At 53.5% G+C, this 21,015-nt stretch carries 20 protein-coding genes; 14 read left to right on the forward strand and 6 right to left on the reverse strand.

The genetic code is table 11. The annotated features are described in order from the left end of the window. The first annotated feature begins 175 nt into the window (after nucleotides 1–175). From J4E05_RS22875 to J4E05_RS22930, 12 genes are all read left to right on the forward strand, one after another. Nucleotides 176–1,183, forward strand: coding sequence for a zinc-binding alcohol dehydrogenase family protein (locus J4E05_RS22875; RefSeq protein WP_349600542.1), 1,008 nt, complete (start codon nucleotides 176–178; stop codon nucleotides 1,181–1,183). Then, nucleotides 1,173–2,297, forward strand: a complete 1,125-nt coding sequence (locus J4E05_RS22880; protein ID WP_349600545.1) for a mannitol dehydrogenase family protein — start codon at nucleotides 1,173–1,175, stop codon at nucleotides 2,295–2,297. The genes J4E05_RS22875 and J4E05_RS22880 overlap by 11 nt, the downstream gene beginning before the upstream one ends. Next, nucleotides 2,294–3,796 carry a UxaA family hydrolase gene (locus tag J4E05_RS22885; RefSeq protein ID WP_349600548.1) on the forward strand — a complete coding sequence of 501 codons (1,503 nt, stop codon included), beginning with the start codon at nucleotides 2,294–2,296 and terminating at the stop codon, nucleotides 3,794–3,796. The genes J4E05_RS22880 and J4E05_RS22885 overlap by 4 nt, the downstream gene beginning before the upstream one ends. A 155-nt stretch (nucleotides 3,797–3,951) precedes the next feature. After that, nucleotides 3,952–4,944, forward strand: coding sequence for a sialic acid TRAP transporter substrate-binding protein SiaP (locus J4E05_RS22890; protein WP_349600550.1), 993 nt, complete (start codon nucleotides 3,952–3,954; stop codon nucleotides 4,942–4,944). 89 nt (nucleotides 4,945–5,033) lie between these two features. After that, complete coding sequence (locus J4E05_RS22895; RefSeq protein ID WP_085594096.1) at nucleotides 5,034–5,561, forward strand: TRAP transporter small permease; 528 nt, start codon at nucleotides 5,034–5,036, stop codon at nucleotides 5,559–5,561. Beyond that, nucleotides 5,558–6,835: a TRAP transporter large permease gene (locus J4E05_RS22900; protein ID WP_349600553.1), complete on the forward strand. Its 1,278-nt coding sequence runs from the start codon at nucleotides 5,558–5,560 to the stop codon at nucleotides 6,833–6,835. Before J4E05_RS22895 ends, J4E05_RS22900 begins: the two co-directional genes overlap by 4 nt. Nucleotides 6,836–7,113: 278 nt before the next feature. Continuing rightward, nucleotides 7,114–8,082 (forward strand): tripartite tricarboxylate transporter substrate binding protein, encoded by a 969-nt coding sequence (locus J4E05_RS22905; RefSeq protein WP_349600555.1) that lies wholly within the window; start codon nucleotides 7,114–7,116, stop codon nucleotides 8,080–8,082. A gap of 20 nt (nucleotides 8,083–8,102) precedes the next feature. Then, the gene (locus tag J4E05_RS22910) at nucleotides 8,103–8,573 is read left to right on the forward strand and encodes a tripartite tricarboxylate transporter TctB family protein (RefSeq protein WP_349600558.1); all 471 of its coding nucleotides are present in this window, start codon (nucleotides 8,103–8,105) and stop codon (nucleotides 8,571–8,573) included. A gap of 5 nt (nucleotides 8,574–8,578) precedes the next feature. Continuing rightward, on the forward strand, nucleotides 8,579–10,081 hold the full coding sequence (locus J4E05_RS22915) for a tripartite tricarboxylate transporter permease (RefSeq protein ID WP_349600561.1): 1,503 nt from the start codon (nucleotides 8,579–8,581) through the stop codon (nucleotides 10,079–10,081). Nucleotides 10,082–10,128: 47 nt separating this feature from the next. Next, nucleotides 10,129–10,947: an SDR family oxidoreductase gene (locus tag J4E05_RS22920; protein ID WP_349600564.1), complete on the forward strand. Its 819-nt coding sequence runs from the start codon at nucleotides 10,129–10,131 to the stop codon at nucleotides 10,945–10,947. Then, entirely contained in the window at nucleotides 10,941–11,693 is a 753-nt protein-coding gene (locus tag J4E05_RS22925) for a FadR/GntR family transcriptional regulator (protein WP_349600566.1), read from the forward strand. The genes J4E05_RS22920 and J4E05_RS22925 overlap by 7 nt, the downstream gene beginning before the upstream one ends. Then, a complete protein-coding gene (locus J4E05_RS22930) occupies nucleotides 11,690–12,358 on the forward strand; it encodes an RraA family protein (protein WP_349600569.1) in 669 nt (222 codons plus the stop codon). The genes J4E05_RS22925 and J4E05_RS22930 overlap by 4 nt, the downstream gene beginning before the upstream one ends. An 81-nt stretch (nucleotides 12,359–12,439) precedes the next feature. On the opposite strand, the gene J4E05_RS22935 is transcribed toward J4E05_RS22930, so the two are convergent. The 6 genes from J4E05_RS22935 to J4E05_RS22960 form a co-directional block, all read right to left on the reverse strand. Continuing rightward, nucleotides 12,440–13,333 carry an HpcH/HpaI aldolase/citrate lyase family protein gene (locus J4E05_RS22935; protein WP_349600571.1) on the reverse strand — a complete coding sequence of 298 codons (894 nt, stop codon included), beginning with the start codon at nucleotides 13,331–13,333 and terminating at the stop codon, nucleotides 12,440–12,442. Next, a complete protein-coding gene (locus J4E05_RS22940) occupies nucleotides 13,330–14,577 on the reverse strand; it encodes a CaiB/BaiF CoA transferase family protein (protein ID WP_349600574.1) in 1,248 nt (415 codons plus the stop codon). Before J4E05_RS22940 ends, J4E05_RS22935 begins: the two co-directional genes overlap by 4 nt. Before the next feature lie 90 nt (nucleotides 14,578–14,667). Further along, on the reverse strand, nucleotides 14,668–16,173 hold the full coding sequence (locus J4E05_RS22945) for a tripartite tricarboxylate transporter permease (protein ID WP_085594114.1): 1,506 nt from the start codon (nucleotides 16,171–16,173) through the stop codon (nucleotides 14,668–14,670). A 36-nt stretch (nucleotides 16,174–16,209) separates the two neighbouring features. Continuing rightward, nucleotides 16,210–16,689, reverse strand: a complete 480-nt coding sequence (locus tag J4E05_RS22950; RefSeq protein WP_349600578.1) for a tripartite tricarboxylate transporter TctB family protein — start codon at nucleotides 16,687–16,689, stop codon at nucleotides 16,210–16,212. A 27-nt stretch (nucleotides 16,690–16,716) separates the two neighbouring features. Further along, on the reverse strand, nucleotides 16,717–17,676 hold the full coding sequence (locus J4E05_RS22955; protein ID WP_349600580.1) for a Bug family tripartite tricarboxylate transporter substrate binding protein: 960 nt from the start codon (nucleotides 17,674–17,676) through the stop codon (nucleotides 16,717–16,719). 92 nt (nucleotides 17,677–17,768) lie between these two features. After that, complete coding sequence (locus tag J4E05_RS22960; protein ID WP_349600585.1) at nucleotides 17,769–18,521, reverse strand: IclR family transcriptional regulator; 753 nt, start codon at nucleotides 18,519–18,521, stop codon at nucleotides 17,769–17,771. Nucleotides 18,522–18,830: 309 nt separating this feature from the next. Here J4E05_RS22960 and J4E05_RS22965 point away from each other — a divergent pair, with 309 nt between their 5' ends. After that, nucleotides 18,831–19,907 carry a LacI family DNA-binding transcriptional regulator gene (locus tag J4E05_RS22965; RefSeq protein WP_349600587.1) on the forward strand — a complete coding sequence of 359 codons (1,077 nt, stop codon included), beginning with the start codon at nucleotides 18,831–18,833 and terminating at the stop codon, nucleotides 19,905–19,907. Continuing rightward, nucleotides 19,904–20,923 carry an ABC transporter substrate-binding protein gene (locus J4E05_RS22970; RefSeq protein ID WP_085594122.1) on the forward strand — a complete coding sequence of 340 codons (1,020 nt, stop codon included), beginning with the start codon at nucleotides 19,904–19,906 and terminating at the stop codon, nucleotides 20,921–20,923. Before J4E05_RS22965 ends, J4E05_RS22970 begins: the two co-directional genes overlap by 4 nt. The last annotated feature ends 92 nt before the right edge of the window (nucleotides 20,924–21,015 follow it).

Here is a 21,015-nt window from a genome sequence, read left to right on the forward strand (position 1 = left end):
TGAACTGAAAATGCCCGCTGTTTTCCTTAAAGGCAATCGCTTTGTCACGTATCTTGCGCACGCTGATAGTATTTTATTCATAAAAAACAGTTGACGGCAAATGCATCTTGTTTTTTATGTAGAAAATACAATTTGGGCAGTGTAGACCCGAAATACTTTAACCAGGGAAACAGCCATGACCGTGATGAAGACAATCGTATGCGTAAAACCCGGCACCCTTGCCAGCGGCACGGCGCCCCGACCCCAGGCAAAACCGGGGCATATTCGGGTTGCCATTCGCAGCATCGGCATTTGCGGGACCGACTATCACATCATGGAAGGTTTGCATCCGTTCCTGCAATATCCCCGCGTCATGGGCCACGAACTGTCTGGGACAGCACTTGACGCATCATCGAACGGCGATATTGCGGTCGGAGATCTGGTCGTCGTCAATCCCTATATCACCTGTGGCACATGTCATGCCTGCCGCATTGGCAAACCAAACTGCTGCACATCCATATCGGTATTGGGTGTACATGGCGATGGCGGCATGTGTGACCAGATTTGCGTTCCGGAGACGAACCTTTACCCCGCCACCGGCCTTACTGCACGTGACGCCGCGATGGTTGAGTTTCTGGCAATCGGCGCCCATGCCGTAAGCCGTTCACGCATTCAGGCAGGGACACAGGCATTGATTGTTGGTGCGGGCCCGATTGGCATTGGCACCGCCCTGTTTGCCAGCCTTGCCGGGGCCGAAATAACCCTTCGCGATACCAGTCAAAGCCGCCTTGACCGCGCATGCGCCATGATAAAAGGCGCAAAAGGGGTTCTGGTTAACGATGCCAGCGCCCGGTTACCTGTTGACGGTTTTGAAACAGTTTTTGATGCCACAGGTAATATTCATGCCATGAATGTCGCTATTAACGACCTTGCCCACGGGGGCACTCTGGTGCTGGTCGGTGTGGTCAAGGGTGAACTTTGCATTGATGACCCTGAATTTCACAAACGCGAAACCACCATGATGGGCAGCCGCAACGCCCTTAAGGAAGACTTCGAAAAAGTCATGTTCCATATGCGTGCCGGGGACGTACCGGTTGATTTGTTAAATACTCATGAGGCTTCGTTTGATCAGGGTGTAGAACAATTATCAGCATGGGTTCATAACCGCGAAGATATTGTGAAAGCCATCCTTCATGTCGGCTAAATTCCCTACCCCCATTGTTCAGTTTGGCACCAGCCGGTTTTTGCAGGCCCATTTTGACCTGTTCGTCGATGAAGCCCTGCAAAATGGCCAGGCAATTGGCCCCATTACTGTCGTACAATCAAGTGGGGACGCCAGCCGAAGTAATCGCCTTGCCGCACTGGCCGCTGATGAAGGATACCCGGTCCATATCCGGGGACTTGAAAACGGCGATGTGGTTGAACGCCAACAAAAAGTACGTTCTGTCACGCGCGCGTTATCAACGGCCACGGACTGGCCCAAAATTAGCGCAATCATTGTGAATGAGGCGGAATACATCGTTTCAAATACCGGCGATGCCGGTTACGCCCCGCAACCAGCCGATAGCGATGCCGAATTTAACCAGCAAATGTCGTTCCCGGCCAAATTACGACTATTGTTGCGGGAACGGTTTCTTGCACATGGCCGCCCGATCACAATTATGCCTATGGAATTAATTCCGGGGAACGGTGCTGTTTTACGGTCCTGCATTTTGGCGTTAGCCGCCAATGATGACAGTAACTTTCTGGACTGGCTGGAACACCGGGTTATCTGGGCCAACTCGCTGGTCGACCGAATTGTGTCCGAACCAATTGAACCTGCTGGTGCGATATGTGAACCCTATGCCCTGTGGGCCGTGGAACACCAGCAAGGCCTTGTTTTACCCTGCCTGCATCCATCCATAGAACTGGTTGAAACGCTTGATAATATCGAAGCCCTCAAGCTGTTTATTCTAAATCTGGGCCATACATGGCTGGCTGAACGCTGGCAGCGCAAAGGCAGTGATCCCGATTTATCGGTCGTAAAGTTTCTAGGTGACGCCGAAACCTTCAATGCCCTGCAAACACTTTATGAAAATGAAGTGATCCCCGGTTTCACGGCTGCGGGCATGGAAGAAACCGCACGAAGCTATCTGGCAACCACACTTGACCGGTTTCTTAATCCGTTCCTGGACCACCGCCTTGCCGATATTGCCCAGAACCATCGCCAAAAAGTAGAACGCCGCATTCAAGGGTTTATCCACTGGGCCCACAGCCACGGTGACACAACAAAAAAACCGACCCTTGCCGCCATGATCAACAAGGTTCCCGCACCATGAAGATTAACGCCCTTCGATTACACGAAACCGATAACGTCCTGATCGCCCTTTTGCCCTTGCTGGCGGGCGACGTATCGACACCTGGCATTACCACTGCCGAAGACATTGGCGCGGGGCACAAATTTGCCGCGTGCGATATCAAACTTGGCGACCAGATTGTTAAATACGGTCAGGTCATTGGTGTTGCAACGGCCGACATTGCAACGGGTTGTCTGGTCCATAGCCATAATCTGGCAATGGGCGATGCCCGTCTGGGTGCCGGTAAAGCCGACACACCAACCCTGCCCCGCCCGACGCGCGACACCTTTATGGGATATCGCCGTAAAAATGGCCGGGTCGGCACACGCAACTATATTGGCATTGTTTCCACGGTAAACTGTTCGGCCACGGTATGCCGCGCCATTGCCGAGGCCGCCACCCGTACTTTGCTGCCCAAATACCCCGGAATTGATGGTTTTGCCCCGATTGTGCATGACCAAGGGTGTGGCATGGTCAATCACGGCGAAGGCTATGACATTCTGGTGCGTACCCTTGCCGGGTATCGCGACCATGCCAATTTTGGCGGTGTTTTGCTGGTTGGGCTGGGCTGCGAAGTAAACCAGCTTAGCGCCTATGGTGAAATCGAAGACCCGGAACATGCGGCGCGCTATGCCAGCTTCAACATCCAGTCAGCCGCGGGGTCGTCATCAGCCGTGCGCAAAGCTGTCGAAATTCTCGATGGTATTGCCAAAATCGTCTCGCAGGACCAGCGCGAAACCTGCCCGGCTTCCGAACTGGTTTTGGGTATGCAATGTGGCGGGTCTGATGGTTTTTCCGGTCTGTCAGCCAACCCGGCCCTTGGCGTTGCCAGCGACCTTCTGGTTGCAGCTGGCGGCACCAGCCTGCTGTCGGAAACCCCGGAAATTTTTGGCGCAGAACATTTGTTGATCGCACGGTCCGACGCTCAAACCGGCGCACGCATTGCTGAAATGATCGAATGGTGGAAAGACTACGCCGAAAAGAACAATGCCACCCTTGATAACAACCCTTCCCCGGGCAACAAACGGGGCGGCCTGACCACCATTTTGGAAAAATCGTTAGGTGCGGTTGCCAAATCCGGCCGGGCACCGGTTTCCGATGCCATTGGCTATGCCTACCCCGTGCGCAAACACGGCCTGGTCTATATGGATAGCCCCGGTTACGACCCGGTATCGGCCACCGGCCAGGTTGCCAGCGGGGCGAATATCATTGCCTTTACCACCGGTCGCGGGTCGTGCTTTGGCGCAAAACCGGCACCGTCGCTTAAGCTGGCATCAAGCAGCACGCTGTTTGCCCGCATGCCCGAAGACATGGACATCGATTGCGGCACCGTCATTACCGGCTTGCAAACCCACGAAGAACTGGGCCTGCAAATTTACAATACCATTCTCGATACGGCGTCAGGGACCAAAACCAAAAGCGAAGATTTCGGCTATGGCGACAATGAATTTGTGCCGTGGAAAATCGGCGCGGTTCTGTAACCGGCCATTTCACGACACACCCTGGCTTATAACGAAATAAAGACTGGCAGGTTTGCAAAATACGTTGTGATCCTGCCTTTCCGCCCGAAGGCGGCAAAAACAATAATGATGATAATACAATCACCTACATCACCATTCGGGAGGAAACCCCTAATATGTTCTCGTCATTCAAAGCAATAATTCCATCCTCGGCGCTGGTTGCTGCAACCCTTGCCTTTGGCCTTGTGACATCAGCACAGGCGACAACGGTTCTGAAGTTCGCTCATGTCTATGATGAATCAACGCCTTATCACAAAGTCCTGCTTAAGGCCGCCGAAGAAATCAAAGCCAAAACTGATGACCGCTATGAAATGCAGGTTTTTCCGTCATCCTCGCTGGGCAACGAAGAATCCATCAATGAAGGCCTGTCTTTGGGCACCGTCGATCTGATTTACACCGGCCCGGCCTTTATGGCGCAAAGCTACCCCGAAATTGGACTGATCGATTATCCGTTTGTTTTTCGCAACTACGAACATTGGGATGCCTTCTGGAACAGCGACCTGCGCGATGAAATGGCAAAAGGTTACCAGGACGCCACCGGCAACGTGCTGATCACACATACCTATTATGGCACCCGGCAGGTCACCGCCAATAAACCGATTTTAAAGCCGGCGGATATGAAAGGCCTTAAAATTCGTGTTCCCAACGCACCGGCCTATACCCTGTTTCCCAAAGCAGTTGGTGCAAATCCCACGCCAATGGCTTTCTCCGAGGTTTATCTAGGCTTGCAGCAGGGCGTTGTTGATGCCCAGGAAAACCCGCTGCCAACCATCAAGGCGGGCCAGTTTTATGAAGTACAAAGCGACATCAGCCTGACCGGTCATACCATTGCCACCCTGACCACCCTTATGTCAGGCACCACCTATGACAATATCGATGATGCCGACCGCAAGATCATTATCAGCATTCTGCGCGATGCCTCGGCATCGGCCACCAAAGAAGTCCGCGATCAGGAAGCTTCCCTGGTTCAGTGGTTCAAGGATCAGGGTGTGAAGGTTCATGATGTGGACCGCCAGCCGTTCATGGACATTGTTCAGCCCTTGCTGAAAGGCAAGGATATGCCGTGGTCGCCCGAAACGTTCGAGCGTTTGCAGGCGATTGGCAAGTAAGCTGCTTGCCTTTGCCTGACCAGTGGGACGGATGGGGTGTCTCCCTGCTTCATCCGTCCTGTCTTGCTGTTTGATGCTGAAGGTGGCCCATGAACAACCTTTCAAGCGACAGTGAAATTGCCAAGGAAATTACCAGCCAGATAGATGCCCAACAAACCGATATCAGCGATATTTCCTGGTGGGATGCACCGATATTCGCTGTGTTCTGGGCGTTAATTCTGGTTGTTTTCCTGCAATTTTTTTCGCGCTATGTACTGAATAATTCCATTTCCTGGACCGAGGAAATCGCCCGCTATTTGCTGATCGTGGTGACATTTTCGGGGGCTGCAATTTGCGCCCGTAAAAAAAGCCACATCTATCTGGATTTTTTCCACCTTTACATTCCCAAGGCCGCATCACGGGCCCTGTTTTTCCTGATGGATATTATCACGGCCGGCTTTTTTGCCTATGCCGCATGGTCGGGCGTTATGCTGGCAAACCGCATGGGCCGCCAGCGCATGATCAGTATTGATGTTTCCCGGTCATGGATGTTCTGGGCCGTTGTTATCTGCCTGGCCATTACCGCCATTGTTACACTGGTTCGGGCGTTTCATTCCCTGCGGAGACCTGCACCATGAGCCTGGCCATTATGTTTATTCTGCTGGCTGTGCTGCTGATATGTGGTGCACCGGTTGCCGTGGCGCTCGCGGGGTCATCGCTGGCCTATCTGTTTATTGCCGGTATGCCGCCCATAACCATGCTGCACAACATGATCAACGGAGTGAACAGCTTTCCCTTGCTGGCCGTGCCGTTTTTCATCATGGCCGGTCATTTGATGAATACCGGCGGCATTACCGTGCGTATTTTCAATTTTGCCCGCGCCCTTGTTGGCTGGGCGCCAGGTGGACTGGGCCATGTTAATGTCGGCGCCAGCGTGATTTTTGCAGGCATGTCAGGGGCCGCTGTTGCCGATGCCGGCGGGCTTGGTAATGTCGAAATTAAAGCCATGCGTGACGCCGGTTATGACACCTCATTCGCTGTTGGTATTACAGCTGCATCCTCAACAATCGGTCCCATTATTCCGCCGTCATTGCCATTGGTTCTGTATGGTGTCATTGCCCAGGTATCGATCGGCCAGCTGTTTCTTGCCGGTATTGTTCCCGGCCTGCTGATGGCGGTTTCGCTCATGATCATGGTGGCCTGGTATTCGCGCCGCCGCAATTACCCGCGCGATCTGGCCTTTTCGTTTGGTGTTCTCGGCAAGGCCAGCAAGGAAGCCTTTTTACCGCTAATGACCCCGGTCATTATTATTGGCGGCATTTCCACCGGCCTGTTCACCCCGACCGAGGCCGCTGTGGGCGCGGTTGCCTATTCACTGGTTCTAGGCACCATAATTTATCGCACCCTGACCATCCGTCATTTGCTGCGCGTCACCATGGACACCATCGAAACCACTGCCGCCATCATGCTGATTGTCGGCGCGGCCGCGGTTTTTGCCTGGATCTTAACGGCCAACCAGTCCGCCCAGCATCTGGCAAACTTTGTGCTGGGTTTCACCGATAATAAAAATCTGATCATTATCCTGATCATGCTGCTGGTTCTGGTGGTTGGTTGCTTCATGGAAACCATTGCCGCCATCACCATTCTGGTACCGGTGCTCTTGCCCGTGGCCCATAGCGTGGGGATTGATCCGGTGCATCTTGGCATCATCGTTATTCTGAATTTAATGCTGGGCCTGTTAACGCCGCCGGTTGGCATGGTGCTTTATGTGCTGTCGCGCGTTTCCGGCGTACGGTTTGAGGAATGCGTCAAGGCAACGGCACCTTTCCTCATCCCGCTGTTGATCGTGCTGTTTTTGCTGGCTTTCATCCCGCAACTTAGCATGGCACTGCCAACCCTGCTTTACCGTTAAGCCAGGTCAGGCTGAAATTTTGACGGCCCGGATCCGCCAGATATTGGGGGACCCGGGCCGTTTTTTATGTGCTCTTCACCTCGACCGGCATTGTCTCGCATCGGGCAATCGTATCGCGCAACATTCCGTTCTTCCCGTCAGTTAATCATTTTATCCCGGCAGAATATTTTGAGTCGCTTTACTCTTGACATATGACTTATGACATAAGATGGTGAAGCACCGGGAACAACCCGGACAAGAACACGCAAAAATGCGATATCCTTTCGGGAGGAAACAAAATGAAACGGACTTTAGTCGCCCTTGGTGCGATTGCCCTTGCCTGTGCAAGTTTTTCCCAATCAGCCTTTGCCAAATGGCCCGAACGGGCTGTTACCATTATTGTGCCGTGGTCGGCTGGTGGTGGCACCGATGCCACGGCCCGTGCCGTTGCCCAGCAACTTGAACAACGCCTTGGTCAGCCGTTTAACGTTGTCAACCGGACCGGTGGTGGCGGTGTTGTTGGCCATGTTGCCATCGCCAATGCCCCTGCCGATGGCTATACGCTGGGCGTTGTGACCATTGAAATGACCATGTATGACGCACAGGGTATTCCCGGTGCGACGCCCGAAGATTTCACCCTGATCGGTCGTTTTAATGCCGACCCAATTGCCGTAAATGTCCGCGCCGACGCGCCCTATAACAATGTGGAAGACCTTATCAAAGCCGTCAAAGCCCACCCCGGCGATATAAAGGCATCCGGGGCAAACCGGGGAGGCCTGTCGCATTTGGCCTGGGCGGGTTTGTTAAACACGCTTGACGTAAACCCTGACGCCAGCCCTTGGATCGCCTCGGATGGGGCCGCCCCGGCCATGCAGCAACTGGCGGCGGGCGCCATTGATGTTGTGTCGACATCCCCGGCCGAGGCACGGTCGCTGGTAGAAGCTGGCGAAGCCAAAACACTGGCCCTTGTTTCAAACGAACGCAGTGATGCCTGGCCTGACCTTACCACGACCACCGAGGCCTTTGACATCAACTGGTCGCCCCTGCCATTTCGTGGGCTGGCAGCACCCAAGGGCCTACCGGAAGACATCACAAATACCCTGTCAAAAACCCTGAAAGACATTACTGAGGACCCGGAATTCCATAAATTCATGGCATCCCGCGGGTTTTCGGTTGCCTATCAGAACAGCGCAGATTTCACCAAAACCGTCATGCAGTCGCGTGAAGGGCTGGTGAAAACCATGAAAACCCTTGGACTGGCGAAATAGCGATAGGCTGGAGCATTACCATGCGTATCGATGACCGCCTTATCGGTTTGATATTCGCCGTTCTCGGGGCTGGGGTCATCTTTCTGGCACAGCAGCTTCCCGCTGTGCCAGGAACCACCTTTGGCCCCAACCTGATGCCAACCTTGATCGGTGTTGCCATGCTGGGCCTGTCAATCAGGATCATGATAACCGGACTGCGTGCCGCCCATCACGGGCCATGGTTCGATATATCGGCATGGCACGGTCGCACACGCGGCATTATCTGCGCAATCTGGACCATGGCAGGCGTTCTTGTCGCCATTTACGCATTACCGGTTGTCGGCTTTCCCATTCTTGGGCTGGTCTACACCATCGGGTTGATGCTGCTTTTGCAAATCCGCCTCGTTATTGCGCTGCCGGTTGGCCTGTTCGTGATTTTGGGCCTGCAATATGTGTTTGCACAAATCCTGTATGTTCCGCTGTCGGCGGGGCCACTTCCTTTGCCGTGGTGACAAGCATGACATTTGAAACTCTCGCTACCGCTGCAAATATCGTTTTTCAGGCTCCGGTCCTGCTCGCCATTCTGGGCGGTGCGGTTTATGGCCTGTTTATCGGGGCCATACCGGGCCTGACCGCCACCATGGCAACGGCCCTTCTGGTACCATTAACTTTTTATCTGGACCCGGTTCCGGCGATTGCCCTGATCGTTTCAACAACTGCCATGGCGATTACTGCCGGGGATATTCCCGGTGCGCTGTTACGGATCCCCGGCACCCCGGCATCGGCCGCCTATGTCGATGAATCCTATGCCCTGACCATGAAAGGCAAGGCCGAAACCGCGCTTAGCATCGGTATTTTCTTTTCTGCCTGTGGCGGGCTTGTCGGGGCCACGGTGTTGCTGGTGACCGGGCCGCTTCTGGCCCATGTCGCCCTGATGTTTTCCAGTTTTGAATTCTTCTGGCTGGCCATGCTGGGTTTAATGACATCGGCCCTGGTCAGCAGTAGCGACCCGGCACGGGGTTTTATATCCTTGCTGATCGGCTTGCTCATCGCAACGGTCGGGCTGGATGTTACCAGTGGTCAACCCCGGTTTACCTTTGGCTCTATCGACCTCATGGGCGGCGTCAGCTTTATTCCCGTCATGATCGGCATGTTTGCCTTTGCCGAAGTTTTACGCGGTTTTTCGGCCAACGCATCATTTCCCCCGGCCCCTGATACGTCACGGGCACGGCCGTTCCATGGCATGGGCCGTTTATTGATGCGCTATCCGTTCAGCTTTTTGCGCGGGGCATCGCTGGGCACGGCCGTTGGTGCCTTGCCCGGTGTCGGGGGCGACGTTGCGGCCTGGATCGCCTACGGCATGAGCAAACGGATGTCGAAAACCCCGGAAAAATTCGGCAAAGGCCACGAAGAAGGCCTGATTGAAGCCAGCACATCGAACAATGCCGGGCTTTCCAGCGCCTGGATACCGGCTCTTGTTTTTGGCATTCCCGGCGATGCCGTTACCGCCATCGCGGTTGGTGTGCTGTTCATGAAGGGCCTTAACCCCGGACCGCGCCTGTTTGTTGAAAATCCATCCATGCCCACCGCAATCATCATGACGTTTTTTGTCGCCAATCTGTTGCTTTTCCCCATCGGGTATCTGGCAATCAAAGGGGCGCGTCGGGTTTTGTCGGTACCACGGGGCATTATCGTGCCGGTGGTTTTGGCCTGCTGCATTCTCGGGTCCTTTGCGATCAACAATTCCACCTTCGATATCGGCGTCATGTTTGTTGCCGGCATCGTTGGTTACCTGCTTGAAGAAAACGGCTTTCCCATTGCCCCGATCATTCTGGGGCTGGTTTTAGGGCCGGTTCTTGAACGCAACTTCATCATGTCGATGCAAATCGCCAATGGCGATCTGCTTGGGTTTTTTGACCGGCCAATTGCGGCGGTTCTGGGCGTTATCGTTTGTTCGCTGCTGATCCTGCCAATTGCCCGTGCCATCTGGCGCGGTGTGGGCCGAACGAAACATCCGTAAACATTTTTCCATAAATCCTGACGACCACATACAAGAGAGAAACGAACATGGTTGATATTTTCAGCGTCAAAAACAAAGTCATCGTTGTCACCGGTGGTCTGGGACAGTTGGGCACGCAATTTTCCCAGTCTTTGGCACAGGCCGGGGCCAAAGTTGCCATCTATAGCCGCCGCCCGTTTGATCGCGACCAGATTGCCGAAAAATTCCCCGATGTTGCCGACAACATCCGGGTTTACGTTGCCAGTGTGACCGACAAGGAAGCCCTGCAAAAAGCAACCGACCTTCTGATTGCCGATTGGGGTGTGCCAGATGTATTGGTCAACAATGCCGGGATTGATTCCAAACCCGACGGATCGGCCGAACAAAACGCCCCGTTCGAGGATTATCCCCAGCAGTACTGGGATGAAATTATCAATACCAACCTGACCGGTGTCATGCTGACCAGCCAGGTCATTGGCAGCGAAATGGCAAAAGCCGGGCGGGGATCGATCATTAATATCGGGTCGATTTACGGCATGGTTTCGCCCAATCAGGCCCTGTATGCCTACCGCGAAGAACGCGACGGGGTGCCGTTTGTGAAGGCCATTTCTTATGCCGCGTCGAAATCCGGCCTATTGAATTTGACCCGCTATCTGGCAACCTATTGGGGTACCAAAGGGGTGCGCACCAACCTTATTTCCTTTGGCGGGGTTAAAACAGCCAGCTTTGACAAAGAATTCATTGATGCCTTCCTGGATCGCGTGCCGATGCGCCGCCAGGCTGAAATTACCGAATATAACGGCGTCATCCGTTTTCTTGCATCTGACGCCTCATCCTATATGACAGGGTCAAACGTTGTGGTTGATGGAGGATTTACAGCATGGTGACAGAAAGTGCCGTTCGCCCGGCAGATCGTGAAAGGCTGCATTTAAGCGTGGCCGAGGACCTTGAAAACCGGATTTTAAGCGGCAACCTGCCCATTGGCGACCGCCTGCCATCGGAAAGTGCCATCGCGCGCGATTTCAATGTCAGCACGCGATCTGTACGCGAAGCAATGCAAATTCTGGAAACCAAAGGGCTGGTCCGGCGCAAACATGGCGAACGCGCCATGATCGTGCGTGACGACGTTGCCGAATTTCTCGGCACCCTGGCCACGACCGTGCGGCAACTTTTTTCCACCAACCCGGACTATCTGGTTCAGTTGATGGATGTGCGACGCATGATCGAGGTTGAAGTCATCGGTGCTCTTGTCGCCCGGGACAACCCGATCACACCAGAAATAGATGCCGCCATGACCAATCTGCGCAACACAGCAAATGCGGACGAATTTGGCAAATTTACCGATTGTGATGCTGCTTTCCATCGCGCGCTGGTGCAATCTGCCGGCAACGATGTGATGGCGGTTTTATACAACAATCTGTACGGGCTGATCACGGATGTGATCCGGGTGACAAGCCGGGTGCCGGTCAAATCGCTCGACGTTGCCTGTGCGGAACATGAACACCTGTATGACCTGATCAAAAACCGCGATGAAGATGCAGCCAAGAAAGCCATGGCCGCACATATCAATAACAGCAGCAATTATCTGCAAGTTGCCATCGCCAAGGCCCAGAACAAGGATGCACAAGAATGACCCCCGACAAATTTGACTATTCAGACACCGACTGGAACGCCATCGAACGCCTGAAAAAATGGTATTCCGGCGACATCCATGACAGCATGGAACATCTGGGCCTGTGGGGCTATCTGGGCGGAATTTCCCTGTTTGGCACCCTGGCACCGGGCGAAGTTGTGTGCGGGCCTGCGGTAACGGTTCTGTTTGAACCATCGGACCGCAAAGGCGAACCGCAAGATGTGTATCACAACGCCATCGATAATGCGCCCAAGGGCGGCATCATGGTGGTGGATGCATCCTGTGCCGATGGGTCCTGCACGGGCGAACTAATGTCAACCGGGTCAAAAACCCGCGGCCTTGCTGCCACCATCGTTAACGGAACGGTCCGTGACCTAGCCCAGGTGCGTGAACTGGGTTATCCGCTGTTTGGCACCCATCCCAGCCCGGTTGGTGTAACGGGTAAAAAGGAACCCCGCCATTCGCAGGTCCCTGTAACCATTTCAGGCGTCACCATTCGCCCCGGCGACGTTATTTTTGCTGATATTGACGGCGTTGTTGCCCTGCCCAAGGAACATTTGGTCGCCATCGCCGATGCTGCCGATGATTTGGGCAAAAACGAACAATCCGCCCGCGACCGTCTGCTGACCGGTGAAAAACTGCAATCGGTCTGGCCTGCGGCCTGATTATCCCGACGGAAAAACAAAAACGGGAAACAGCCCTTGCCGTTTCCCGTTTTTCTATTGTGCTATTCTGACACTGAAAAGTCAGATCAACCCGAAACGCTGTGCCCGAACCAGCAGCCTTTCGGCACGTTTGCGCATCGGGGCGTCAATCATGCGGCCCTTCAAAACCGCCGCGCCCTTGCCTTGTGCCGCCGCCACCCCAAGGGTTGCCATCACCTCGCGGGCATGGGAAATTTGCTCAACACTGGGGGAAAAAGCCTGATTTAAAACCGGCACCAGTGCCGGATGCACACAGGTCGATCCCTCAAAACCAAACCGGGCAGCACGGCGCGCAATTTCCAGGGTCTTTTCAACATTGGAATAATCGGCCGCACTTTCCAGCAAGCCATAAGGCACAAGCCCTGCCTTGCGTGCGGCAAAGACCAGTTGCTGGCGCGGTAATAACAAGGTTTCCGGGTCAGGTTCCATACCGGCCTCGGTCGCGAAATCTTCGCTGCCCAACAGCAAGCCAACCGAACGCGACGACGCCGTGGCAATGTCACTGGCAGCAAAAAAACCCGCAGGGGCCTCGATCATAGGAATGAACTTGATGCTTCCTGGTGCAATCCCGCGCTCGACTTCGAGTTCATCAAGGGTTTCGGCCAGCAGGGCAATTTTATCGGGCCGGTCGGCCTTGGGCAGCAGAATGGCCTTTAACCCCGGCTGGACGATTTTTTCGAGATCGGGAATGGCCTGCCGCAGGCTGGCATTGATCCGCACCAATACATCGCTGGGGCCATCGACCATCTCGGCAATGGCGTCGGCGCACAGGTTGCGGGCATTTTCCTTGTCTGTGTCGGGCACACTGTCTTCAAGGTCCAACACGACACCGTCAGCACCGCGTTGCTGGGCCTTGCCGACAAATCGCGGATTATTGGCGGGCACATACAGCAAGGACCGCCACGAACAAGGGGATTGATCCGGCAAAACCGTCATTTATCCTTACTCCGGCTGACCAAACCACTGTCAAAGACGGCTTTAACCCGCTCATCATCATATCCAATATCGCGCAGGATCTGTTCGCTATGCTCGCCCAGTCGGGGGGCAGCAAAACGAATGGTGCCAGGGGTATCAGACAAACGCGGAACCGGGCTGTGCATGGCGATTTCACCAAGGTCATCGTCAGGCACATCAACATAAACGCCACGTTCGATGAAATGGCGATCTTCGTGAATATCGACAATGTTATAAAGTGGTGATGCTGTTATTTCGGCAGCCTCAAATTTTTCCATCACTTCATCGCGAGTATATTGGACGATCCAGTCACCAACGATTTTATCAACCTCTGTCCGATGAGCAACACGGGCCGCATTGGTGGCATAGCGGGGGTCGCTGTTCATATCGTCGCGGCCCATAAGGCGAAACAGGCGTTCTGCCATGCGCTGCATCGATCCTGAAAGGGCAACATACAACCCGTCTGCCGTTTGATAAACATTGCGCGGGCTGGATGTATTGGAGCCATTGCCAACCCGGGGCTTTGCCTTGCCCGTCAGGGCAAAATCCAGTGCCTCGGGGCCTAGGGTGGAAATAATCGGTTCTAACAACGACAGGTCAATCACCTGCCCCTGCCCGGTATCATCGCGCACCCGCAAGGCCGTCATAACCGAAAACGCCCCGTATAAACCGGCAATCATGTCGGCCAGGGCCAAGGGCGGCAATAACGGCCCGCCATCGGCCTCGCCATTGCGATGCGCAAAGCCCGACATCCCTTCGACAATCGTGCCAAAACCCGGACGCGGGCTGTAGGGTCCGGTCTGACCAAAACCTGACACCCGCAAAATCACCAGTCCCGGGTGATCCTTGCGCAATTGATCAGGTGCCAGACCCATTTTCTCCATCGTGCCGGGGCGGAAATTTTCAATCAGCACATCGGCGCGGGCGATCAGACCGCGCAAGATATCAATCGCGCCATCCTTGCGAAAATCCAGGGCGATACTGCGTTTGTTACGCCCATACACCTTCCAGAAAGACGAAACACCGGCATTTTGCCACGCCCGTAACGGATCGCCCGATGAAACCGGTTCAACCTTGATAACATCGGCACCAAAATCGGCCAATTGCAGCGAGGTCATATTTCCCGCCACAAGACGTGACAGGTCAACAACCACAAGCCCTTTCAAAGCACCGCTTTGTTCGGGGGTAAAGGCTGCCTTGCGCCAATGTGATGTGGGTGCATCCATGAAAATTCGGTCCTTCAATTCTATATTTTTATTCTGAAAATTCAGTTTTACGGGGCCGCGACCAGACCAACGTCTGATCGCGGCATAATGCTATTCGGTACCGACACGGCGGCGACGTAAAAACTGCTTGCTGATGATGCTGGCGCAGACCACCAAAACCATAAACACAACCAGCGTCAATGAAACCGGGCGGTTGACAAAGATACTCCATGACCCCTGAGCAAGCATGATCGATTGACGAAAATAGTTTTCCGCCAGCGGGGCCAAAACCACTGCCAGAATAAACGGGCCAGTCGGATAGTCGTTCTTACGCATCAAATAGCCGATAACGCCAAAGATCAGCGCAATCCAGATATTAAACGTGCCGTAATTCAGCGAAAACGCCCCGACAATGCACAGCCCAACCACAATACTGGGCAAGTGCTTTTGCACCAGACGCAGCAGGTTCACAAATAACGGGATCAACAACACATTTGATGCCAGCAAAAAGAAGTTTGCCAAAATCAGACCGGCAATCATGGCCCAAACCACATCGCCAGACTGAATCATCAAAAGCGGGCCAGGCTGCAACCCGAACATGATCAACGCGCCCAGCATAATAGCTGTTCCGCCGGACCCCGGAATGCCGAGCGTAATAAGCGGAATAAGCGATCCCGGAACAGCGGCATTGTTTGAGGCTTCGGGGCTGGCAAGACCGGCAATCGCACCTTTGCCAAATGTTTCAGGCTTTTTTGACAATTTACGTTCCAGCGCATAAGCCAGAAATGTCGCAATTGTCGCGCCGGCACCGGGCAGAATGCCGATGAATGTTCCCAGAATTGATCCGCGTACTGTGGGGGCGGATGCTTCTTTCAGGTCTGCTTTGCCAGGAATATAATCGGAAAAACTGAAATTTGGTTTACCCAAATTCAGAACGATCTTGCGTTCAAGGTTATAAAAAACCTCGCCCAGGCCATAAAGACCAATGATGATGGCAACAAAATCAATGCCTTCAATTAATTCAGGCACAAACGCAAACCGGACATGACCGGAAATGTAATCGCTGCCAAAGGTGCTGACCAAAAAGCCAAAGCAGGTAACGATCAATGCCTTGAAAACATCAGCGCCCGCTAACAGAACAATCGTGCTAAGGCCTACCAGCATCAGCATAAAATATTCCGGCGGCCCAAGAAAAATGGCATATTCCGCAACCACGGGTGCAAAGAAAACCAGCACGGCCAGGCCGAAAAATCCGCCAACAAACGAACTTATGGCCGAAATACCCAATGCCAGGCCCCCCTTGCCCTTGCGCATCATCGGATACCCCTCAAGGGCCGTAATAATCGCGGGCGCATCGCCGGGCGTATTAATCAGGATCGACGTTATGCGGCCACCATACATGGTCCCCATGTAAACACCGGTCAAAAGGCACAGGCCCGATGCGTGGGGCATGCCAAATGTCAAAGGCAGCATCAGCGCGATACCCGCCGACGGGCCAAGGCCGGGCAAAGCACCGATGACAGTCCCGATAATTCCGGCAAGGAAAATCAGAACAATATTATGAAAAGTCAGCACGGTTTCAAAGCCGCCGCTGAGACTGGCGAGAGTATCAAGCATGACTGTTTCCAGAACAGATGTTCAAGGGACGGGCGGTCAATGAAGGGGGATGCGCAACCAGACCGAAAAGATCAGGTAAATCGCTGCCAGCACAATCAGGCTGATCACAACAGATTTAAGCAACCCGTGCCCCGAAAACCGCCACGACAGAAGGACCAGCAAAAGACCGAGCGGGATCAGCACACCAATATACGACATGGCATAGATACTGATCGCAATTGCAAAAATTGCACCGCCAAGCATAAGAGCACCCAACGTTTCCGCGCCGCCATTTTCGCCCCCATCCCCGCCGTGTGCAGCGGTATCTTGCGGAGCAACAAAGCCACGTTTTGAACGCAACACTGCCCGAACAGCGACAACACCAACCAATGCCAGCAAAGCAATGGAAATGTTAAGCGGAATAAAACCCGGACCAAACGTGGTGTCGGTTGAATAGGGCATGTCAAGGCTGCCCCAAAGGAGGCTGCCGGAAAATACCGACAGCCCGCCCAGAAGAATGATCTCCGAAATTTTCATGGAGAACTCCGTTTCTTCGGAAGTTTCTTACTTGATGATGCCAAGGTTGGTCAGCGATGCTTTGTAAACATCGTTCATACCTTTAAGATATTCGGCAAATTCATCTGGTCCCAGAAAGTCAGGCACAACCGAGTTCGGCTGAATATAATTTTCCTGCCATTCCTTGGTTTCACTCATCGCCTTGACCATTTTCAAAAGGTAGGCCTTTTCGGTATCACCAATATCACCCGCGGCTACAACGCCGCGAAACAGGCTTAGATTGATGTCATAACCCTGTTCGATAAAGGTCGGAACATCGGGAAACAGTTCGACACGTTTTTCCGTGCTGATTGCAAGCGCGTTAAAGCGACCGGTTTTAATGAAATCGCCGACCGGGCCGGTATTGGTAATGGTGAAATCAACCTGATTGCTCAGCAATGCTGAAACAACTTCGCCGTCACCCTGAAACGGAATGTAATTCAGTTTTTTGCCAAGGGCTTCGGCCAGTTTGATGGTAACGATGTTTTCGATTGTTCCGGTGCCCGTACCACCCACATTCAAAACCTTGGCGGCTTTTGCAATATCGTCAAGTGTCTTGTAGGGGCCAGATGCGTTAACAACCAATAATTCCGGATCAACACCAAGGCGGGCAATCGGGGTGAAATTGGTGTAATCAAGCCCGATATTCGAGGTCAGCGGCGTCGTAATGAACGAAGAAGTCGCCGACATCAGAAAATGCCCGTCACCCTTATGCGAATTTAAATATCCAAGGGCCACGGCAGAACTGCCACCGGGTTTGTTGACCACATTAATCGGAACTTCCGACAAATCGTTATTCTGGATGATCTTTGCCATGGCACGCAACATGGTGTCGTGCCCGCCGCCAGGGCCATAACCCGCCACAAATTCAATACCGCGTGACGGAAAATCATCTGCCTGTGCAACCCCGGCGAATGACAGGGCAACAGCCCCGGCCAGTGCACCTTTTATCAATTTCGCGAAAGTCATCTTCTTCCTCCCAATGTTTTTAAATCGCAATTTCATGTCCTGTTTTCCCGTAGGATGGAAATTGCATCGACCTGGCGTCGGAAAACCTGTTTTTATCGGCTTTCGCAACGTATTTCCGACAGCGCGGCCGAAGCCTGTTGCCCTGCCTTAATAACGACAGACAGAATTTCATCCTGCCGTGCCGCAATTCTTTCGCGCGGTCCTGCTATGTTCAGCGCCGCAACCATGTTTCCGTTCCGGTCAAAAATGGGTGCAGCAATGCCAGCCGCCCCTTCGACCCGTCCCTGTAGATTCAATGAATAACCGTCGGTCCGTACCGTTTTGATCTGTGCAATCAGTTCGTTGATGTCGACATCATCACGTTCGCGGGCCAAGTCGGCGCAATAGGCATTTAATGCGGCGTCGCTTAACCCCGCCAGCAACACCTGCCCGGTGGCAACATGTGCGGCAATCCGCGCCACCGAAATGTCGCGGTCATAGCGAATTTCGCGCGCCGGCAGCACCTTGTTGAGGTACCGCACCTGCTGCGCATCATCAAAAACGCCAATAAATCCGGTTTCATCGGTCAGACTGACTGCTTCGCGCAAGCTGGCATCGACAAGTCGCAAAACCGTGCCCCAGGCACGGCTGTCGGCACTTGCCTCTCCCGGCAATCGGCGAATGTGGTAAAGGCCCGCCTCATCACGGCGCACATATCCAGTTTCCACCAATGTACGTAACAACATCAATGCACTGCTTTTGGGCAAAGACAGATTGGCAACAACGTCCGTAAGAGTTCGTCCGGCGGGCTGGCGTGCCAGCCATTCGATCACTTCAAGAATACGTTCAGCGCCACGACCACTCATCTTTCCTCCGGTATTTTCTAAAGTTCAGTATTTTGAACTTGTTCATTATTATGAACCAATGCTACAGTTGTGACTGATAAACTGTCAAGAAAAACCTCGTCCCTGGCGGGGCGCTTTCCCTTGTCTGTCATTCGCAAAATTTGAAATTGTTGTTTTTCAAATGCTTATAAATCTTCTCGCACCTGCGGAATAATTTCCCCTAACCTTGCCACAATTTCTTCTCGACTCTTTTTAAAGACTCGACTAGCGTTTGGTTAATCGATTAATCAATTCCGTAATCATCGCCAAACGCTTCTGCACAGGTATTTGATGGCCGCTCAGCGCACAGGACCCAACCTGACCAAAATTGCCTCCGCCCTTGGGGTGTCGACGGCAACCGTGTCCAATGCGCTGTCTGGCAAAGGTCGGGTTTCGGCAGATCTGGTCCAAAAAATCCGGCAAAAAGCTGATGAACTGGGATATGTACCCAGCAATGCTGGCCGAGCCTTGCGCACGGGCCGCTCGGGTGTTTTGGGGCTGGTCCTGCCCGACATTGCCAATCCGCTATTCCCGCAAATTGCCCAGGCCATGGAAATGGCGGCCTCAAATAATGGTTATGGCGTGCTCATTGCCGATTCACGCGGCGAAGTCACCACCCAAACCGATGCGATTGGCCGCTTAATCGAACGTGGTGTCGACGGGCTTATTGTTATTCCACGACGTGGCACCCGCATTGGCGCAGTTGGCTGCCCTGTCGCCATGGTCGATACCCCGTCCACTCCAGGCAACACTGTTTCCGCCGACCACTGGAATGGCGGCGAACAAATTGCCCGTCACCTCAGCGATCTTGGGCACAAAAAGATATTGCTGCTCGGCAATGACCCGGCATCGAACGTGCAAAATGACCGCATTGGCGGCATGAAAGCCGCCCTTGGCCACGAGATTTGCCATCAAACCATCTGGCTGGAACCGATATTGCGTAACGGGGGCACCACAGCATCCCTAAAACTGCCCCATCTGGTTGAAACCGGCGTAACGGCAGTTGCTACCGTATCCGACCTGCTGGCATTGCGGGTATTAACCGAACTGCAAACAGCGGGGTTTCGGGTGCCCGGACACGTCAGTGTTACCGGTTTTGATGATTTGATTTTCTCCCCGGTTGTGACCCCCGCGCTTACAACCGTTCATATGGATATGGCACAAATAGCCGAAATTGCCGTTGTGGCATTGTTGGCTGAAATAACTGGCAACCGCGCAATAAAAACAACAACACCCCCTCAAAAAAGAACGGTCCCCGATACCGTCATGGCTGATACGTCCAGGGTTCCGATGGAACTGATCATTCGGTCTTCCACCGGCCCGGCTTTCCCTTATCAAACCCACGTTCCCAATGGAGAGACGTTGTGAAAAAACTGCTGCTGGCTTCATGCGCCCTTTTGCTGTCCCTTAATTCCGCACAGGCCGACGAACAAAAGCTGACAATTTCGGTTTATGGTTTTGCCCAGGATGCCTTCAAGGAAATCCTGTATAAACCGTTTGAAGAAAAATGCGGCTGTGAACTGGTTGTGGAAACCGGAAATTCGGTCGAACGTCTTGCCAAAATGGAAGCCAACAAGGACCATCCGGTAATTGACCTCGCGGTGATGACCACGCAGGATGCCCTTGCTGCCCACCGCAAGGACCTGACCGATAAAATCGATACATCCAAACTGGCAAACTTTGACAAACTTTACGACATTGCCAAAGACCCTAACGGCGATGGTCACAGTCTTGGCTATACCTTTTACACAAGCTCGATCGCCTATCGTTCCGATAAAATCGACCTGACATCGTGGAAAGATCTTCTGTCTGACAAGCTGGCCGGCCATGTTGCCCTGCCCAACATCACCACCAGCCAGGGTCCGCTCACCCTTTATATGCTGGGCAAGGCTATGGGCGATGACGACACCACCCTGAAAGCTCCGATTGAAGAAGTCGGCAAGCACAAAGACGATATCGTTACCTTCTATGTCCGCTCCTCCCAATTGGTGCAGTTGATGCAGCAGGAAGAAATCTGGGCGGCACCAATTGGCCGATTTGCCTGGAAAGGCTTCTCCAAAATGGACCTGCCAATCAAATGGGCCACCCCGAAGGAAGGCCAGTCCGGTGGCATGAACGTGATGGTTTTAACCAAAGGCAGCGAACATCGCGATCTGGCCCTGCAATTCATGGATTTCTGGCTCTCGACCGATATCCAGACAAAACTTGCCGAAGGTCTGGTTGACAGCCCCGCGAACAAGGACGTCAAGGTTTCCGACGATATCGCCGACAACCTGACCTATGGTGCCGATACCGTTGCCAACCTGCATTTGATCCCGTCCGATGTCATGATCGATAATCGTGATGCCTGGCTGAACCAGTGGAACGAAAAAGTAGGTCAATAACGCTTGCATCCAGGGTGCCATGCAATCGCTACGGCACCCTGATCATACTGCATTATTGTCCGCGAAATGCCGAATTAGCTTTGAATGCCCTC

Source organism: Thalassospira sp. NFXS8 (genome assembly GCF_040148805.1).
Taxonomy (GTDB): Bacteria; Pseudomonadota; Alphaproteobacteria; order Rhodospirillales; family Thalassospiraceae; genus Thalassospira.

Excerpts from the sequence above, each read along its gene's own strand:
- J4E05_RS22875 (WP_349600542.1), top strand. The coding sequence starts at position 176 with ATGACCGTGATGAAGACAATCGTATGCGTAAAACCCGGCACCCTTGCC.
- J4E05_RS22880 (WP_349600545.1), top strand. The coding sequence starts at position 1,173 with ATGTCGGCTAAATTCCCTACCCCCATTGTTCAGTTTGGCACCAGCCGG.
- J4E05_RS22885 (WP_349600548.1), top strand. The coding sequence starts at position 2,294 with ATGAAGATTAACGCCCTTCGATTACACGAAACCGATAACGTCCTGATC.
- J4E05_RS22890 (WP_349600550.1), top strand. The coding sequence starts at position 3,952 with ATGTTCTCGTCATTCAAAGCAATAATTCCATCCTCGGCGCTGGTTGCT.
- J4E05_RS22895 (WP_085594096.1), top strand. The coding sequence starts at position 5,034 with ATGAACAACCTTTCAAGCGACAGTGAAATTGCCAAGGAAATTACCAGC.
- J4E05_RS22900 (WP_349600553.1), top strand. The coding sequence starts at position 5,558 with ATGAGCCTGGCCATTATGTTTATTCTGCTGGCTGTGCTGCTGATATGT.
- J4E05_RS22905 (WP_349600555.1), top strand. The coding sequence starts at position 7,114 with ATGAAACGGACTTTAGTCGCCCTTGGTGCGATTGCCCTTGCCTGTGCA.
- J4E05_RS22910 (WP_349600558.1), top strand. The coding sequence starts at position 8,103 with ATGCGTATCGATGACCGCCTTATCGGTTTGATATTCGCCGTTCTCGGG.
- J4E05_RS22915 (WP_349600561.1), top strand. The coding sequence starts at position 8,579 with ATGACATTTGAAACTCTCGCTACCGCTGCAAATATCGTTTTTCAGGCT.
- J4E05_RS22920 (WP_349600564.1), top strand. The coding sequence starts at position 10,129 with ATGGTTGATATTTTCAGCGTCAAAAACAAAGTCATCGTTGTCACCGGT.
- J4E05_RS22925 (WP_349600566.1), top strand. The coding sequence starts at position 10,941 with ATGGTGACAGAAAGTGCCGTTCGCCCGGCAGATCGTGAAAGGCTGCAT.
- J4E05_RS22930 (WP_349600569.1), top strand. The coding sequence starts at position 11,690 with ATGACCCCCGACAAATTTGACTATTCAGACACCGACTGGAACGCCATC.
- J4E05_RS22935 (WP_349600571.1), bottom strand. The coding sequence starts at position 13,333 with ATGACGGTTTTGCCGGATCAATCCCCTTGTTCGTGGCGGTCCTTGCTG.
- J4E05_RS22940 (WP_349600574.1), bottom strand. The coding sequence starts at position 14,577 with ATGGATGCACCCACATCACATTGGCGCAAGGCAGCCTTTACCCCCGAA.
- J4E05_RS22945 (WP_085594114.1), bottom strand. The coding sequence starts at position 16,173 with ATGCTTGATACTCTCGCCAGTCTCAGCGGCGGCTTTGAAACCGTGCTG.
- J4E05_RS22950 (WP_349600578.1), bottom strand. The coding sequence starts at position 16,689 with ATGAAAATTTCGGAGATCATTCTTCTGGGCGGGCTGTCGGTATTTTCC.
- J4E05_RS22955 (WP_349600580.1), bottom strand. The coding sequence starts at position 17,676 with ATGACTTTCGCGAAATTGATAAAAGGTGCACTGGCCGGGGCTGTTGCC.
- J4E05_RS22960 (WP_349600585.1), bottom strand. The coding sequence starts at position 18,521 with ATGAGTGGTCGTGGCGCTGAACGTATTCTTGAAGTGATCGAATGGCTG.
- J4E05_RS22965 (WP_349600587.1), top strand. The coding sequence starts at position 18,831 with ATGGCCGCTCAGCGCACAGGACCCAACCTGACCAAAATTGCCTCCGCC.